Here is a 17,334-nt window from a genome sequence, read left to right on the forward strand (position 1 = left end):
CAACAATATAGCTATGTAAGGCAGTGGCGATTGGTACCAACGTAGAGGCTGTCGCGACTGCACTAGAGCCAGCTCAGGATCTCCACTTTGCGCGGGCAAAAATGGCAGCAGCAAGAACTAATCGCTTCCCCATCAATAAATTCCTTTTATATCAATCTTCTATGGTTTGTTCGTTAAGCCAGTCGTTGAGCATTACCATATCCTTGTGCACTGCTTCTTGCAGTTCCTCTACCCAGTCTTGGACATTTTGCCACCATGCAGGGTGGTCACCTTGTTGAATTTGATTCGCAATTCGTTGCACCCGAGCCAGTCCTACTGAACCCGCAGCCCCTTTAATTTTATGGGCTTGCGCACAAACTTCTGATTTCTCGTCAGCACTTAAACTCAATTGCAGTATTTCCATATATTCCGGCATTTTTTCTTGGAATACTTTGACGCTAGTGCGCACCATGTCCTCACCAATAGTATCCACGAGCATCTGCAATAAATCCAAGTCAAGCACATTGCCCAGATCTTTGTTGGGTTTTGCTGTTGAGTTTGCTCGGTTGGTTGCACCTGGAGAATAATCAAACAAGGCGTTGAAAACCTCTATCACCCGGCTTTTCTTTAACGGCTTTGCGATAATGTCGTCCATGCCATTTTCTAAATATTCCTCACGTTTCTTAATCACATTGGCGGTTAACGCAACGATAGGAGTTTGCATGACCAAATCTTCTTCGTGCAGTGTTTTGGCCACTTCAAAACCATTCATGTCGGGTAATTGAATGTCTAACAGGATGAGGTCATAGGTATTCTCACGGGCCTTATCAATCGCTTCTTGGCCAGTCATTGCCACATCGACAGTTTGCCCTAGCTTTTCAAGTAGTGCCTTGGCAACCATCACATTCAACTCAATATCTTCAACTAATAAAATGTGTAACTTATCAACTTTCAATGATTCTAGCTGCACAGGCTTTGTTGAGATGGCAACAGGTAATTCAACTTCAAAACAAGAACCATGACCCACTTCAGAATGCACGGTAATTTTACCGCTCATTAAGTCCACCATTTGCTTACAAATGGCCAAGCCAATACCGGTTCCTGTGGCGGTTTGATGATCAGGGTGGTCAACTTGATAGTACATCGCAAAAATCTTATCCAGCTCCTCCTGCGGGATCCCAACCCCAGTGTCTTCAATAACAAACTTAACCAGAGAAACCCCTTGTTCAGGTAAGGTCGCCGAAACTGTAAGAGCTACTCGCCCTCGGGGCGTAAACTTAACTGCGTTAAACATGATATTCCATAACACTTGGCGCAGTCGGGTGCCATCCACTTCAATAAGCGTTGGTAGAGGTTCTTTTATTTCCCAAACGAAATCTAACCCCTTGTCAGCCGCCAGCAAGCGAATAATGCTGCCCAGTTCGTCAGTAAACTCATGCAAAGATACGGTCTTTAAGGATAATTCCAGCTTGTCACGATCAAGTCGGTCTAAATCAATAATATCGTTGAAAATATTGCCCAAAGTGATAGCACTGGCATAGATCGTACTTACCCAGTTAAATTGCTCCTTGCTCAACTCTGTGTCGCGCAACATGCGACTTAAGCCGACAATACCGTTTAACGGAGTGCGCAGTTCATGGCTGATCGTCGCAATAAAGCGGGTTTTATCCTTGCTGGCTTTCGCCGCCTTGCTTTCAGCCTGCTTACGCTCAGTCATATCGCGCCCAAATGCTAAAAGCCCAAGACGATTCCCTTCGTTGTCAAAAAAGGGCACTTTCCGCATTTCAAAGTAACGATGACGACCATCTGCGAATCGTAACCAGAGTTCTTCAGTAATACTGGCGTTACTCTCAAGTACTTCATGATCACTGGCCACGACTTGCTTGGCGAGGTCTTCTTCATAAACGTCGTGGGGTGTCAAACCCAGTAATTCGTCTTGCGTCTTACCGGTTAATTGCTCTGCTACACGGTTACATCCGGCGAAACGCCCTTCTTCATTGCGGTAGTAAATCAAATCGGGAGATGCATCGATAATCGAACGTAGCAATGTCGATAAACGGCGCGCTTGCAGTTCTTGCTCAGACTTATCTCTAATTTCCTTTTCCAATTCAACAAACACAGTTTCGCGTTCCAGTTGAGCCGCTTTACGCTGCTCTATTTCATGATTCAACTGACGTATATTGTTTTGCAGTTCGCGATTGAGAAACACGTCTTCTTCGCGCAGTTTCTCCATTTGCTGCACAAGGTCTTGCAAATCAGTTCTTGAGTGTTCCAGATGCTTCACTAATTCACTAAAAAAGTATAACACCCACGGTGCGCTGAGCATGGTCAGTACGATAGCACTGATAAAGTCATCCGGTTCAATCGAACTATTTAAACTGACCCGAATGATATAGGAACCGCCAATGGTAAAAACGAGGCTACCCAAGACAAATAGAATACTTAACTTAATGGTGCCAATGCGCTCTACAAATTGAGCAAAGCGAATAGCCCAGGAATCTTTTGAAGGTTGTTGTTGCATGCAAATGATCGTTTTGATTCAGCGATATCTGCATGTTACCAGCATTAAGCTGAGTTGTTAGCCTCTACTCACTGTCTATTTAAGGTATTTTTTATGCCACGGGATTCATACCCAGTTAACCACACACCTACAATGCATAAAAATTCACAATAATACTGATATTTTGCATTTTTATGCTCTACCCCGTATTCGATTGAGTCTTTGTTCAGGTTTGTAAACTGGATGTTAACACCCTGCAAAGCGCGTTTAATCAGCCTAATTTAGGAGTAAATTAGTTGCATATGCAACTGTTGTAATAAATATATAAACCCATGTTTTAATTACGTTTATAATTATTTCATTCGAAGTAATCCGATTAACCGAGAAACTCCAATTGATTTTCCCGCTGGACACGGGTATTTTGTTTCGTCCGCAGTATATAAAAATGAATAAAAATGCGGTTCAATAGGGCCTGTATCCTCACAAGTACAACGACAGTAATACAATACAAACACGCAGTTCTAACATAGCCACAAAGAGGTCTATGCTGTGCTAGCGTGCTTAATAATGTGTGCTTGATCTGCCCTCTTATCGTTGCATTTGGCACGCTAAGAAAAGCAATAGGAGTTTTGGAATGAGTTTATATAATCCTGCTGATTCACGGGATAACTGCGGATTTGGCCTTATCGCCCATGTGCAAGGTGAGGCGAGTCACCGACTTATCACCACGGCGATCGAAGGGCTAGATCGTATGCAACACCGCGGTGGGATCGCAGCAGATGGTAAAACGGGTGATGGCTGTGGGCTCTTGTTGCAAAAACCCGATTCGTTTTTTCAAGCGATTGCAGAGGACAACGGTTGGCGTTTGAGTAAAAAATATGGTGTAGGTACCATATTTTTTAGTCAGAACAATGACCTTCGTGAGCGCGCTCGCAAGGTTATCGAAGAAGAATTAACCAAAGAAACGCTTGCCGTAGCCGGTTGGCGCCAAGTGCCCGTCGACCATAGTGTATTGGGTGATCTTGCGAAAACAGGGGTTCCTCAAATTGAGCAAGTGTTTGTTAATGCACCTCCTGGCTGGCGTAAACGTGATCTAGAGCGACGCTTATTTATGATCCGCCGTAGGGTCGAAAAGCAGCTAACCGATGATCCGGATTTTTATGTTGCTTGCTTATCTGCTCTGGTAACCATCTACAAAGGGCTTGTAATGCCCTGTGATTTGCCTAAGTTTTATTTAGATTTAGCGGACCCCCGCATGGCTAGTGCCATTTGCGTGTTTCACCAACGATTTTCTACCAATACCTTGCCGAAGTGGCCTTTGGCACAACCATTCAGATTCCTTGCTCATAATGGCGAAATTAACACCATTAAAGGCAATCGGGATTGGGCTATGGCGCGCACAGCAAAGTTTGCGACGCCATTGATCCCAGATTTGAAAGATGCTGCCCCCTTTGTGAATACTGAAGGGTCGGACTCCAGTTCGTTAGATAACATGCTGGAATTGTTCTTGGCTGGTGGTATGGATTTATTCCGGGCTATGCGTTTATTGGTGCCCCCCGCCTATCAGAACAACAAAACTATGGATCTTGAACTGCGGGCTTTTTACGAGTTTAACTCAATGCACATGGAGCCATGGGACGGACCGGCCGGTATAGTATTGACCAATGGTCGTCACGTCGCCTGTAATTTGGATCGCAATGGCCTGCGTCCTGCACGTTATGTGATCACCGATGACGGCTTCATAACACTCGCTTCAGAAGTAGGAATTTGGGATTACGCCCCTGAATCCGTGATAGAAAAAGGTCGGGTTGGGCCTGGTGAAATGCTGGCGGTAGATACTTACACTGGCAAAATCATGCGCTCGGCTGAAATAGATGACGACCTAAAAAGCCGACACCCGTATCAAGAATGGCTAACTAAGCATATACGCCGTCTCACACCAATAGAACAAATGGATGCCGGGTTGATTGGTAAACGCGTGTTTGATGACGACGCCATCGCAACCTATCACAAACTGTTTAATTACAGTTATGAAGAGATCCAGCAAATAATAAAAGTTCTTGCCAAAGATGGCCAGGAAGCGGTGGGTTCTATGGGTGATGATACGCCAATGGCAGTCATGTCATCGCGCCAACGGATCCTCTATGACTACTTCCGCCAACAATTTGCCCAAGTAACCAATCCTCCAATTGATTCATTGCGGGAAAACCACGTAATGTCACTCGCAACCTGTATTGGTCGCGAGCAAAACGTTTTCAGTGAAACCAGCGGATATGCTGACCGGGTATTATTTGAATCCCCCGTGCTGATGTATACGGATCTGAAGCAGCTTAGAGAGTTCAATCCAGAGAACTATTATTCTGAAGTTGTCGATATTAACTACGCCCCCGAGGAAGGTCTGAAAAAAGCCATTGAACGTATTTGTGGCGAAGTTGAATACCTGGTGAAGCAAAAGCATGCTGCGTTTGTAATCCTGTCAGACCGTCATATCAAACCGAACCGTATTCCAGTTCCTGCGGCCATGGCAGTAGGTGCAGTGCATCAACGCTTGGTGGCCAAGCAATTACGTTGTGACGCTAATATCGTGGTGGAAACCGGCAGTGTGCGTGACCCGCATCATTTTGCTGTGCTAATTGGACTAGGCGCGACAGCGATATATCCGTTTTTGGCCTATGAAACCATCGAGCAAATGGCCGAACACAAAGAATTTGACATTCCTGTATTAGACGCTGTGTTGAATTACCGCAAAGGGATCAACAAAGGTCTATACAAGATCATGTCAAAAATGGGTATTAGCACCATTGCCAGTTACCGCAGTTCTAAATTATTTGAGGCGGTTGGCATTAATCGCAGTGTCATGGACTTATGTTTTAAAGGCGTTACTAGTCGGATCCAGGGCGCAAGCTTTGAAGATTTCGAACAAGACACCTTAAATCTCGCCCGCATTGCTTGGTTAAAACGCAAAAAACTGTCTCATGGTGGATTGCTAAAATATGTCCACGATGGCGAATACCATGCTTACAACCCTGATGTGGTACAAAGCCTACAAAAGGCGGTTAAAACTGGTGACTATGACGATTATAAAGTATACGCGAACTTAGTTAATCAGCGCGCGCCTGCACATCTGCGTGACTTGTTTGGACTTACCAGTTCACTTGAGCCGATTGACGTTAGCGAAGTAGAACCTGCCGAGCATTTATTTCCACGCTTTGACAGCGCAGCCATGTCGATTGGCGCATTGAGCCCAGAGGCGCATGAAGCATTAGCTATTGCGATGAACAGGCTCGGCGGTAATTCAAACTCGGGAGAAGGCGGTGAAGATCCGGCTCGTTTTAACACTGAGCGCAACTCAAAGATAAAACAAGTTGCTTCCGGGCGCTTTGGTGTAACACCGCATTATTTAGTCAATGCGAGTGTCATTCAGATCAAAGTAGCACAAGGCGCAAAACCGGGTGAAGGCGGGCAATTACCCGGTGATAAGGTCAATAAATACATCGCCGAGTTGCGTTACTCGGTGCCAGGGGTAACCTTAATTTCTCCTCCACCGCATCACGATATATATTCAATCGAGGACTTAGCTCAGCTAATTTTTGATTTGAAGCAAGTGAACCCTGCAGCGCTTATTTCGGTGAAACTCGTTTCTGAGCCAGGTGTTGGTACCATTGCCACTGGGGTTGCCAAAGCTTACGCAGACTTGATAACCATTTCAGGATATGACGGCGGTACCGGCGCGAGTCCATTGACCTCAGTAAAATATGCGGGCAGCCCATTTGAGTTAGGCTTATCTGAAACGCAACAGGCGCTGGTAGAAAACGGCTTACGACATAAAGTACGCGTACAAACTGATGGTGGGTTAAAGACTGGGCTAGATGTAGTCAAAGGGGCCATCTTGGGTGCCGAAAGCTTTGGTTTTGGCACTGGTCCGATGGTCGCGCTTGGCTGCAAATACCTGCGTATCTGCCACCTTAACAACTGCGCTACAGGCGTAGCAACGCAAGATCAAAAACTACGCGACAACTATTTTATCGGCCTTCCTGAAATGGTTATGAACTACTTTAAGTTTGTCGCTCAAGAAGTTCGTGAAATACTCGCTTCACTTGGCGTGCGCCGTCTTGACGATGTGATTGGCAGAACGGAGTTTCTCACGGTCTTAGAGGGGCAGACCGCCAAGCAGACCAAACTTGATCTGCAACCACTGCTAGCCAAGCCTGCAGCTGGTGAACACACACGCTTATTCTGCTCTGAGACGACGAATGCACCGCTTGATAAAGGCTTGTTAAACCAGCAAATCTTGCGCGATTGTGAAACGGCAATCGCGACTGGTAAGGGTGTTAATTTGGAGTACGCGATTCGCAATACCGATCGCAGTGTAGGCGCAACCTTGTCTGGAGCGATTGCCAAAGTGCATGGCAATGAAGGACTTGATGATAGTCCGATTAAGATCACTTTACGTGGCACCTCAGGTCAAAGTTTCGGCGTTTGGAATGCTGGCGGCGTGCATCTGCATTTGATTGGTGACGCTAACGACTATGTGGGTAAAGGAATGGCCGGTGGTAAGCTGGTTATTCATCCTCCGCGCGGGATCCAGTTTGATCCGCATCACAGCGCAATCATGGGTAATACCTGCTTGTATGGTGCGACAGGCGGCAAGTTATTTGCAGCCGGACGCGCAGGTGAACGGTTTGCGGTACGTAATTCTGGCGCTATCGCGGTCGCTGAAGGAATCGGTGACAATGGTTGTGAATATATGACCGGTGGGATCGTTGCTGTACTTGGTAGTATTGGGGTGAACTTTGGGGCCGGAATGACCGGTGGTTTTGCATATTTATATGATGCCAACGATGATATCACTGCGCGTGTTAATCCGGAATTAGTAGAGATTTTACCAGTTGAACAAAAGGGTATCTTAACTGAGCATTTACGCGGCCTTATTGATCAGCACTACGAGGAAACAGGCAGTGAGCATGCTTTGCATTTACTGACTCATTTCAGCGATGAAGTCGCCAAGTTCCGACTCATCAAACCCAAAACCAGTGATGTGAAGAATCTACTAGGGCACATTAGCCGCTCTACGTCAGAACTTCAATTACAAGCGCAGTAGTGTGAGGAAGTATTAAAAATGGCCAAGAACGTTTATCAATTTGTCGATGTTGAAAGAATTGATCCGCCGAAAAAGCCCATCCTTGTGCGCAAAGAAGATTTCGGTGAGATCTATCAACCGTTAACGCAGTCACAAACCGAAGGTCAGGCTGACCGCTGTCTTGATTGCGGTAACCCATACTGTGAGTGGAAGTGTCCGGTACACAATTATATTCCTCAATGGCTAAGCCTTGCCAATGAAGGACGTATTCTGGAAGCGGCCGAACTCTCTCACAAGACTAACAGTTTGCCTGAAGTATGTGGCCGCGTTTGCCCACAAGACCGCCTGTGTGAAGGCGCATGTACGCTCAATGATGACTTTGGCGCAGTAACCATAGGAAGCATCGAGAAATATATTACTGATACCGCCTTCAAAATGGGCTGGCGTCCGGACATGTCTGGTGTCACCTGGACTGACAAAAAAGTCGCTGTCGTAGGTGCAGGCCCCGCTGGCCTGGCCTGTGCCGATATTTTAGTTAGAAATGGGGTTAAACCCGTGGTGTTTGACAAATACCAAGAGATTGGTGGTTTGCTTACTTTTGGCATTCCGTCCTTTAAACTCGAAAAAGACGTGGTCAAGTTGCGCCGCGAGATCTTTACCGAGATGGGGGTCGAATTTGTCCTCAATACTGAAATTGGGAAAGACATTCCGTTTCAACAACTATTAGATGAATACGATGCTGTTTTTCTTGGCATGGGCACTTATAAGGCAATGGAAGGCGGCTTTGCACATGAAGATGTGCCCGGTGTATACAAAGCGTTGCCATTTCTGATCGCCAACATCAATCGCCTGATGGGATTCGAAAAATCACCTGACGAGTTTATTGATATGCAGGGCAAGCGTGTGGTTGTTCTCGGTGGTGGAGATACCACTATGGACTGCGTGCGGACGTCTATCCGACAAGGTGCAGCGAGTGTTACCTGCGCATATCGCCGAGATGAGGAGAGCATGCCGGGATCACGCCGCGAGGTGGTCAATGCCAAAGAGGAAGGTGTTGAATTTCAATTTAACCTACAACCACTGGATATTGCGGTTGATGAGAACGGAAAGACCATTGGCGTTAAGCTGGTGCGCACGGAGATGGGACCGCCCGATACACAAGGTCGACGTCGACCAGTTGAAGTTGAAGGCTCAGAGCATATACTCGAAGCAGATGCAGTTATAATCGCATTTGGATTTCAGCCAAGTCCAGCTAGCTGGTTTGCGGATTTTGGCATTATTCTCGATGAGAAAGGCCGGGTACGCGCTCCTGCTAACGGCACGTTCGCATTCCAAACCTCAAACCCAAAGGTATTCTCAGGGGGCGATATGGTACGTGGCAGTGATTTAGTCGTCACGGCTATTGATGAAGGTCGCAAAGCCGCGGAAGGCATCCTCGATTATATCGGCGTATAACCTCGCTCCAGCAATGCGTCAGGGCTCTGGCGCGTTGCGAGAGCAGACATTAAGTATCTAACCCAAACTCGCAGATAAAAGTCGTACCCGACGGTACATTGTCACTGATTGAGATAGTCCCGCCTAACCGAATGGTTACGATATTGGCGACAATCTGCAGGCCAAGACCAACACTTCCTGCTTGACGCCGCGTGGTAAAAAAAGGTTTAAAGATTTTCTCTTTTATCTCGTTGCTAACACCACAGCCGTTATCACTGAAGCGTAGACTCGCCGTGTTGTTTTGAATAGAAACTACAATGGTAATTTTTGGTGATAGCGTCGCACTAAAAGCATGTTCAATTGCATTCAAGGTTAATTGTGTAAGCAACTGAGAAATTGCGCCTGGATAAGTTTCTAAACGGATATTTTCAGGACAATCAAGTTGCCATTCCACGTTAGCTCGTTGCATTGTTGGCCCAAGATTTACAAGTACTTCGTACAAATATGTCTTTAAGTCAATCTGCCGTTTAGTTTGCGAAATTTGATCGGTCGATAAGTTCTTAAAGCTATGCACAAGATTGTTGGCTTTCTCCAAGTTTGTAGCAATTAATGCTGATCCTTCCGTGATACTACTTAGCGTTTTCTCAAAGTCAGACCGTGTAACTTTGTGCTCCTTGAATTTGCTTAATAATTTTTGCGCATCATCGTGAATCAATGAAGAGGCAGTAACTGCAATACCGACTGGCGTGTTTATTTCATGGGCAACACCGACAACCAGCGAAGTCAAAGAAGCGTTCTTTTCTGACTCTATCAGCTGTGTTTCGGCATTTACCAACGCTTCACTACGTTTTTTAATCTCCATTTCTAAGTGCTCGTTACTCGCTTTAAGCGTCGCCATGCGCCAGCGGTTCCAAACGCTAAAAAACAACACGGCCAGCAGTACGTAACAAACAATCGCCGAAGGTGTTTGCCACCAGGGTGCTAGAATACTGAATCTAAAAGTTGCTACTTGTTCTTGGTTAATCCCTTTTCCAGTGCTTACTACCTGAAACTCATAGTCTCCAGGAGATAAACCAGCATAGCTGACCGTAGACTTTTCTGTTGGCGATGACCATTCTTCTTTGTGCCCAACTAAACGATAAGAGTAATTTGCCGCGATATTAGAAAGCAGGTTTAAATCAGCAAAATGAAAGCTAATATCCTTAGTAGAGTGGCTATATTCGTGCACCCTCTTAGGCTCTTGCTCAGTAAAAAGTATGTCAATGTCATCAACAGTTACATGACTAATGGTAATTTTTGAATTTACCTTAATTGGTTGTAATGACGCCGTGCGGATCCTCGAGAAGCCCGTAGTTCCCCCAAAATACAAATCACCATTAGCACTCGCAAATCCTGACTTAATGACAAATTGGTCTGCGTGCAGTCCATTATCGCTAGTAAAGTGTTCAAGCTGCGTACGTTGAGAATTCAGTTGATAAATTCCGTTCGCAGTGCTGAACCAAATGGCGTTGTTCACATCTGCCAAGACTTTCTTGAGGGCAAGGTTTTGGATCCTGCTATCCTGAGGGAAGTACTGGAAGGTATTGGAAATATCATCAAGCTTGTTGAGCTTATTGTCTGTAGCAACCCAAAGTGTATTTTCATTATCACGGATCATATCAACAATATTATTGCTACTTAAGTCTCCCTCTTGTCCTGCTTGAAAAACCAGCCGTCGCTCGCTATCTAGACGGAAGCGTAAAACGCCAGAACCCAAAACAGCAACATTAATAAATTGGTGTCGATCTTCCGCTATTGCAGCAATCGCCGCTTGGGTAAATTGTGGCCAGACGGAGCTAAGATCAACACGTTTAATTGCTTGTCCGTCATACACAAACAGCCCATTGTGTGAAGTTCCAATCCACACCAAGCCATCAGAGGAATGTAATAAGGATTCGACTAAATAACTTTGCGTATCGGGGAACAGCGATTGCAAGTTAACAAATTCATTTTCACGGCTGCGTTTGCGGAACAGTCCTTTGTTACTGCCAACCCACAAATCACCTTTTGCATCTTCAATGATAACAATCACTAGTCCGATATCCGGATCGACCATTTGCGGCGTCGTCTCACTGGGGTCAAGTCTTAACAGGCCTTGTGTAGAGCCTATCCATACCCGTTGCTGCGAATCTTCAAGTAAAGCATGCACGCGACCAATATCAGCTGTACTTCCCTGTTTGTCCTGATACTCTGTGAAGCCTGTTATTGAATCGCCAATAAAGCTTATTTTAATCAGCCCAGAAGGCCGTGACGCAACCCAAAGCACACCATTGCTGTCATATACAATATCTCTAATATCATCATGCGGAAGCAAAGCTAATCGCTGCCCATTGACCAACGGAATAAAATTCTCTGTGTTAATATCATAGAGATAAAGGCCTGACAGTGTACCAATCCACAACTGGCTTTGGTCGCCAAGGGCCAATGCTGTGATGCGCACGTCGGTGACATTTTGCGCATTAAACCCGGCTATAGTAGAACAACTATCCCGCGTGGCGGTCATTTTACATATGCCGTTTTCGGTCCCCACCCACATATCACCGGTAGGCGTTATCAGTAAACGTCGAATGCGTTCCTGAAACAGGAGGCTGTCGTCTGCCAGCAGCGCATTAATTGGTTCAACTGTGAAGTCATTATTTCGAATACGATCTAAGCCCGCACCAGTAGCAATCCAGATAGCGCCATCCACATCTTGATTTATGTGCCAGACTCGATTGTGACTGAGGCCAACAGAGTCGCCGTCCCTTTGCATAAAGGTTTGCGTACGATTGGACTGCCTCAGGAATACAGATACACCTCCGCCGTTTGTGCCGATCCACACATTACCTGCCGCATCTTCGAAGAAAGTCTGCACTAAATTACTATATAGTCGCAGTGACTCAGCCGCCTGCTCAGATAAATGTAACTTGAGGCGCAACTGCTGATCGTACACAAAAACCCCTTGCCCCCAGGTACCGACCCAGAGCCTTTGTTGACTATCAATAAAGATATTACTGTTGTTGCGCGACGTGACTTCGGTCCCTTGGGGATTCGCTGCTGAGAAGTTGTCAAATGTCTGGCCGTTAAAGCGCGACAGTCCATTCGGTGTACCCAGCCATAAATAGCCTTGTTGGTCGCGAGCAATACTAAATACAGTGCTGTCAGGGAGTCCAGACTTAACTGAATAGCGGTCAACATCGAAGAAAAATTGTTTTGCGTCAACGTATGTGGATAACAACAAACTTAAGAGGACTAAGCTGACGATAATAAATCGATGGAATAAAGCAACGAGCTGAAAATTGGCAACCATTGATTGAACGACTACGCCCCCAAGAGTACGGTATGAATCAACCTGAAACTGCGCATGGTCAAATCCGTTGGAGCGCTGAACTATCTATTCACTAGAATAGTTCAAAATCCCTAAAAGAGGCAAAATTACGGACAAATAATGATCAGTAACTATCGGTAATTTCTATTCTTCTTCGTTAAACTTGCCATCGATGAGTTGTTTGACTGCGGCGAATGCCTGTTCAGCGTCACTGCCCTCACAAACGATATCAACAGATTCTCCTTGATGGCTCTCTAACATCATAAGGCCAAGAACGCTGCTCGCATCCGCGCTTTTGTCATCTTTATTGAGGGTAATGGTAGCGTCAAATTGATTCGCAAGAGTGACCAACTGCGTCGCCGCGCGCGCATGCAAACCTAACTTGTTGACGATGGTTACCGACTGTTCAATACGCGCCATAAGGAGTCCTAGCGATTGAGTTCGCGATGGCGGATTTGCACATCGGGATGAATGTCTTGAAATGTGCGCGCTAAGCATTCAGTCACGTATACAGAACGATGCTGCCCGCCAGTGCACCCAATCGCCACAGTAACATAACTGCGATTATTGCGCTCTAAATGAGGCAACCATGTAGAAATTAGATTCTGAATTTGCCACACAAACTTAGTGACTATCGGTTGCGAGCCTAAAAATTGCTCCACAGGGGAATCTAAGCCAGTTAAATGCTTAAGATCGGGTTCCCAATGAGGGTTCGGTAAGAAACGGGCATCAAAAACATAGTCTGCATCTTTGGGAATGCCATACTTAAACCCAAAACTTTCAAAAACCAGTACTAAGCGCGAACTTTTCTTACCTAATACTCGTTCTCGGATAAGTTCAGCCAACTGATGTACAGATAATTTATCCGTATCTAAATAAAGGTCCGCGCGCTCTGCAATTGGCGCCAGTAACTGCTTTTCGGCGATTATCGCATCTGATAACGAACGATTTTCCTTCGAGAGTGGATGTAAACGACGGGTCTCACTGAAGCGTTTGACTAACTCATCATCACTGGCGTCTAAATAGATAATATTCATATCCCAGGCATCTGGGAGATAGTTGAGAATTTCGACTAGTTCGTTAGGGTCTTTAGGTAAGTTTCGAACATCAATGCTGACTGCAACCAGATCATATTCATCAACCACTGCGTGAGTGAGAGTAGGTAACAAATTAACTGGAATGTTATCAACACAGTAGTAACCCAAATCTTCCAGAGCACGCAGTGCAATTGATTTCCCTGAGCCACTGCGACCACTGACAATAATAAGTTTCATGCGTACGTATCAATTCCCTAAAAGTTATAAGTACAGATTAGGCTAAAGCTTGCAGGATTTCATCACTAGTTTGCGCCTTACGGATCAATTTGACCCGCTCCTTGTCAGCCAACTTTCCAGCGACAGTTGCCAAGGTTTGTAGATGCCCCTCAGCTTGTTCTTCCGGGACCAGGATAGCAAAAAAAATATCTACCGGTTTGTCGTCGATAGCATCAAAATCAATAGCCGGTTCACTAGTCACTACAATCGCCATGACGTTGCTCAACCCGGCCAAACGCCCATGTGGGATCGCAATTCCATTGCCAATGCCGGTGCTCCCCATGCGTTCACGTTGCATCAGCGCAGCGAGTACTTTGTCATGGTCTATGTCAGGGTTATTATCCGCGGCTAGTTGGCTAATGATTTCAAGAATTCGTTTTTTACTATTACACTGAACCGCACATTGCGTGCGGTTCGTGCTTAAAATTGTTTGTAGGTTCATGATTTATTAAACTGCTCCAAATCTCCAAACGGAGAGGATCGTTTTAATGCTTTTTCAGCTTTTCCTTATGCCGGATGACCTGACGATCAAGCTTATCTATCATGCTATCAATCGCTGCATACATGTCAGTATCTTCCGAAGATGCAAATATCTCTGCACCACTAAGATGCACAGTTGCTTCTGCCTTTTGATTTAACTTTTCCACGTTCAATATAACGTGAACATTGGAAATATGATCGAAATGTCGTTCCAGCTTGGAAAACTTGGTGTCGACGTAATTGCGTAGCGAATCGGTAATATCAACGTGGTGACCAGTTAAGTTAATTTGCATATATCGTCTTCCTTCTTGTTCGAGCTATTAAAGTAAACTCTTACGTTGATTGGACGGGGGAATCGCAAGCGATTCTCGGTACTTTGCTATTGTCCGACGGGCCACCTGTATGCCTTGGTCCGCCAACAATTGAGCAATCTTGCTGTCACTGAGTGGCTTGCTAGGTTTTTCTGCTGCCACCAGTTTTTTAATTAGTGCACGTATTGCCGTAGAGGAACATTCTCCACCACCATCTGTCGCAACGTGACTAGAAAAAAAGTACTTCAGTTCAAAGATGCCGCGAGGGGTATGCATATATTTTTGCGTTGTAACCCGTGAAATAGTGGATTCATGCATATCCACCATTTCAGCCACATCATTTAATACCATGGGTTTCATCATTTCTGGCCCATGCTCAAAAAATCCAATTTGCTGTTGCACGATACAATTAGCAACCTTCAACAAGGTTTCGTTACGACTTTCTAAACTCTTAATAAACCACTTTGCCTCTTGCATATGCGAACGAATAAACTGTGAATCACTGCTGTTACGGGCGTTTCGGCTCATCGCTGCATATTGCTGATTGATACTTAGTTTCGGCAAACTGTCAGGGTTCAGCTCAACATGCCAACGGCCATTCTTCTTACTCACAGAAACATCCGGAATGACATACTCTGGCTCTTTAGTAATAAGTGCACTGCCTGGACGCGGGTTCAGCGTTTGCAATAAACGTAATGCTTCTCTTAACTCTTCTTCCTTTAGTCTGCTTTTACGCATCAAAGTTCGATAGTCTTTACTGCTTAACAGATCCGAAAATTCGATGAGAATTTGCTTGGCCTCGGATACCCACGGTGTGTCTGGTGCAAATTGATTAAGCTGCACCAACAAACATTCCTGCGGAGTGCGGGAGCCTGAACCTATGGGATCAAACATCTGAATGCGCTTGAGCACACACATCACTTCATCTTCTTCAATCTGCTCTTCAGTGACATCGTCATCATTCACACTGGAAAGAATGTCATCGACAGAACAGGTCAAATATCCTGATTCATCGATTGAATCGATAATTGCAATCGCGATAGCACGATCGACCTCGCTAAATGGTGTCAGGTCCATCTGCCATAACAGATGGTCTTGAATATTGTCGGTGGTTTCGCCTTGAAAAACCTGATCGTCGTCACTGCCTGAAGACATTGGAGCTGGCGCTGATGAAGCACTGTAATATTCATCCCAAGTACTATCGATAGGAAGTTCATCCGGCAGCTCTGCTTTTTCCAGAGCGTCTCCACTTTCTAGCGAGTCATCACTGGAATTCGCCGTTGGCTCTTCTTTTTCTTTGCTATTGGTTTGCAAATCACTATTGCTATCCGGCTCGTGCCCCTCTTCTAGCTCAAGTAATGGATTTGAATCAAGCGCCTCTTGAATTTCAGTTTGTAAGTCGAGTGTTGATAGTTGCAACAGCTTGATCGCTTGCTGCAACTGTGGGGTCATCGTAAGTTGTTGACTAAATTTAAGTTGTAACGAGGGCTTCATTTATTGCTCTTTACTTCCCACACCATGTGTTGACACACTCTACTTTGAACAAATAATCGTTGTTAGGTTAACTATAGCCTGAATTGCTCACCGAGGTATACATCTCTAACTTTTTGATTCGCTAAAACCTCGTCAGCTGTGCCTGAAGCAATTAACTCTCCATGACTAACAATGTATGCTTTTTCACAAACATCAAGGGTTTCACGGACGTTATGGTCGGTGATCAAGACACCGATACCACGCTCACACAAATGCTGAATAATTTTTTTAATGTCGTTAACTGAGATGGGATCTACCCCGGCAAAAGGTTCATCAAGTAGGATGAATTGTGGATTGGCGGCTAGAGCTCTGGCGATTTCAACCCTACGCCTTTCACCACCTGACAAACTCATGCCAAGACTATTGCGAATATGATTGATATTGAACTCATCAAGTAAGGCATCCGCCTCTTGTTCTCGCTGAATCGTCGTCAACTCTTTTCGGGTTTGCAAAATTGCCATGATATTTTCGAGAACAGTTAGCTTACGAAAAATAGACGCTTCTTGTGGTAGATAGCCGATACCCTGTCGCGCCCGCTCATGCATTGGCAGCACAGTGAGTTCGGACTGGTCAATATATATGCGCCCATGATCCAATGCTACGAGGCCCACGATCATATAAAATGTAGTAGTTTTCCCTGCGCCATTAGGCCCCAGTAAGCCAACTATCTGCCCGCTATCTACGCTCAGACTAACGTCTCTAACGACTTGCCTAGACTTATAAGACTTCGCTAAGTTCTTGGCGATCAACGTTGCCATTATCGCGGTTCTTCCTGTTGCGGTTGATCTTCTTCTGGCTCATCTTCTTGGATGTCTTTAAACGTTTCCGGGCGAAAAACGGTGGTAACCCGACGCTCTTCATCGTTATCATTGCTTTCTGCTAGAAGTTGTTCTTTTTCCATATCAAACTGAATCAAATCGCCTTGCACCATACTGCTATCACGCACCAACTGTGCAGCACCGTCTAAAGTTATGGCGCGTGACGATACGGCATAGGTAATCGAATTCGCTTGCGCTGTTACTCGGCTCCCATCATCCATATTTTGTGCGTACATGGCAGGCTGCCCGCGAGCAATAAATACTTCTCTGCCTTCACCATCAGTCGCAATTACTTCAACTTCATCCGCATGTATTTCCATCGAGCCTTGCGTTATGTGCACGTCATCTTTAAAAATTGAGGTTTTATTCTTACCATCCACAAACTGGCTTTTTGCGTCTACTTTGATGGGCTGACTAAAGTCAGATTGACCTGCCAAAGCGAGTGTTGATAAAAGGCTGAAGCTCAATACCCAAGCGGTGCCGCGCAAGGCACCTGAAATCGAGAATCGGTTGACGAGATAATAAAGGGGAAGCAGCATA

Annotated in this window: 11 protein-coding genes; 2 read left to right on the forward strand and 9 right to left on the reverse strand. The window is 45.4% G+C overall.

Annotation, left to right across the window (positions count from 1 at the left end):
• Positions 1-151: 151 nt before the first annotated feature.
• Positions 152-2,500, reverse strand: coding sequence for an aerobic respiration two-component sensor histidine kinase ArcB (gene arcB / locus CSH92_RS05770; protein ID WP_100656658.1), 2,349 nt, complete (start codon positions 2,498-2,500; stop codon positions 152-154).
• A 613-nt stretch (positions 2,501-3,113) separates the two neighbouring features.
• Here arcB and gltB point away from each other — a divergent pair.
• Positions 3,114-7,580 (forward strand): glutamate synthase large subunit, encoded by a 4,467-nt coding sequence (gene gltB / locus CSH92_RS05775; protein WP_100656659.1) that lies wholly within the window; start codon positions 3,114-3,116, stop codon positions 7,578-7,580.
• An 18-nt stretch (positions 7,581-7,598) separates the two neighbouring features.
• Positions 7,599-9,014 (forward strand): FAD-dependent oxidoreductase, encoded by a 1,416-nt coding sequence (locus CSH92_RS05780; RefSeq protein ID WP_100656660.1) that lies wholly within the window; start codon positions 7,599-7,601, stop codon positions 9,012-9,014.
• 49 nt (positions 9,015-9,063) lie between these two features.
• On the opposite strand, the gene CSH92_RS05785 is transcribed toward CSH92_RS05780, so the two are convergent.
• From CSH92_RS05785 to lptA, 8 genes are all read right to left on the reverse strand, one after another.
• A complete protein-coding gene (locus tag CSH92_RS05785) occupies positions 9,064-12,321 on the reverse strand; it encodes a sensor histidine kinase (protein ID WP_100656661.1) in 3,258 nt (1,085 codons plus the stop codon).
• Positions 12,322-12,483: 162 nt separating this feature from the next.
• Positions 12,484-12,759, reverse strand: coding sequence for an HPr family phosphocarrier protein (locus CSH92_RS05790; protein WP_100656662.1), 276 nt, complete (start codon positions 12,757-12,759; stop codon positions 12,484-12,486).
• Between the two features lie 8 nt (positions 12,760-12,767).
• A complete protein-coding gene (gene rapZ / locus CSH92_RS05795; RefSeq protein ID WP_100656663.1) occupies positions 12,768-13,613 on the reverse strand; it encodes an RNase adapter RapZ in 846 nt (281 codons plus the stop codon).
• A 37-nt stretch (positions 13,614-13,650) separates the two neighbouring features.
• Positions 13,651-14,094, reverse strand: a complete 444-nt coding sequence (ptsN, locus tag CSH92_RS05800; protein WP_100656664.1) for a PTS IIA-like nitrogen regulatory protein PtsN — start codon at positions 14,092-14,094, stop codon at positions 13,651-13,653.
• 43 nt (positions 14,095-14,137) lie between these two features.
• On the reverse strand, positions 14,138-14,425 hold the full coding sequence (gene hpf / locus CSH92_RS05805; RefSeq protein ID WP_100644515.1) for a ribosome hibernation promoting factor: 288 nt from the start codon (positions 14,423-14,425) through the stop codon (positions 14,138-14,140).
• Positions 14,426-14,452: 27 nt separating this feature from the next.
• The gene (locus CSH92_RS05810; protein WP_100656665.1) at positions 14,453-15,937 is read right to left on the reverse strand and encodes an RNA polymerase factor sigma-54; all 1,485 of its coding nucleotides are present in this window, start codon (positions 15,935-15,937) and stop codon (positions 14,453-14,455) included.
• A gap of 71 nt (positions 15,938-16,008) precedes the next feature.
• A complete protein-coding gene (gene lptB, locus CSH92_RS05815; protein ID WP_100656666.1) occupies positions 16,009-16,734 on the reverse strand; it encodes an LPS export ABC transporter ATP-binding protein in 726 nt (241 codons plus the stop codon).
• Positions 16,734-17,333 carry a lipopolysaccharide transport periplasmic protein LptA gene (gene lptA, locus CSH92_RS05820; RefSeq protein ID WP_100656667.1) on the reverse strand — a complete coding sequence of 200 codons (600 nt, stop codon included), beginning with the start codon at positions 17,331-17,333 and terminating at the stop codon, positions 16,734-16,736. The genes lptB and lptA overlap by 1 nt, the downstream gene beginning before the upstream one ends.
• Between the last annotated feature and the right edge of the window lies 1 nt (position 17,334).

Source organism: Neoalteromonas flava (genome assembly GCF_002807685.1).
GTDB lineage: Bacteria > Pseudomonadota > Gammaproteobacteria > Enterobacterales > Alteromonadaceae > Alteromonas_E > Alteromonas_E flava.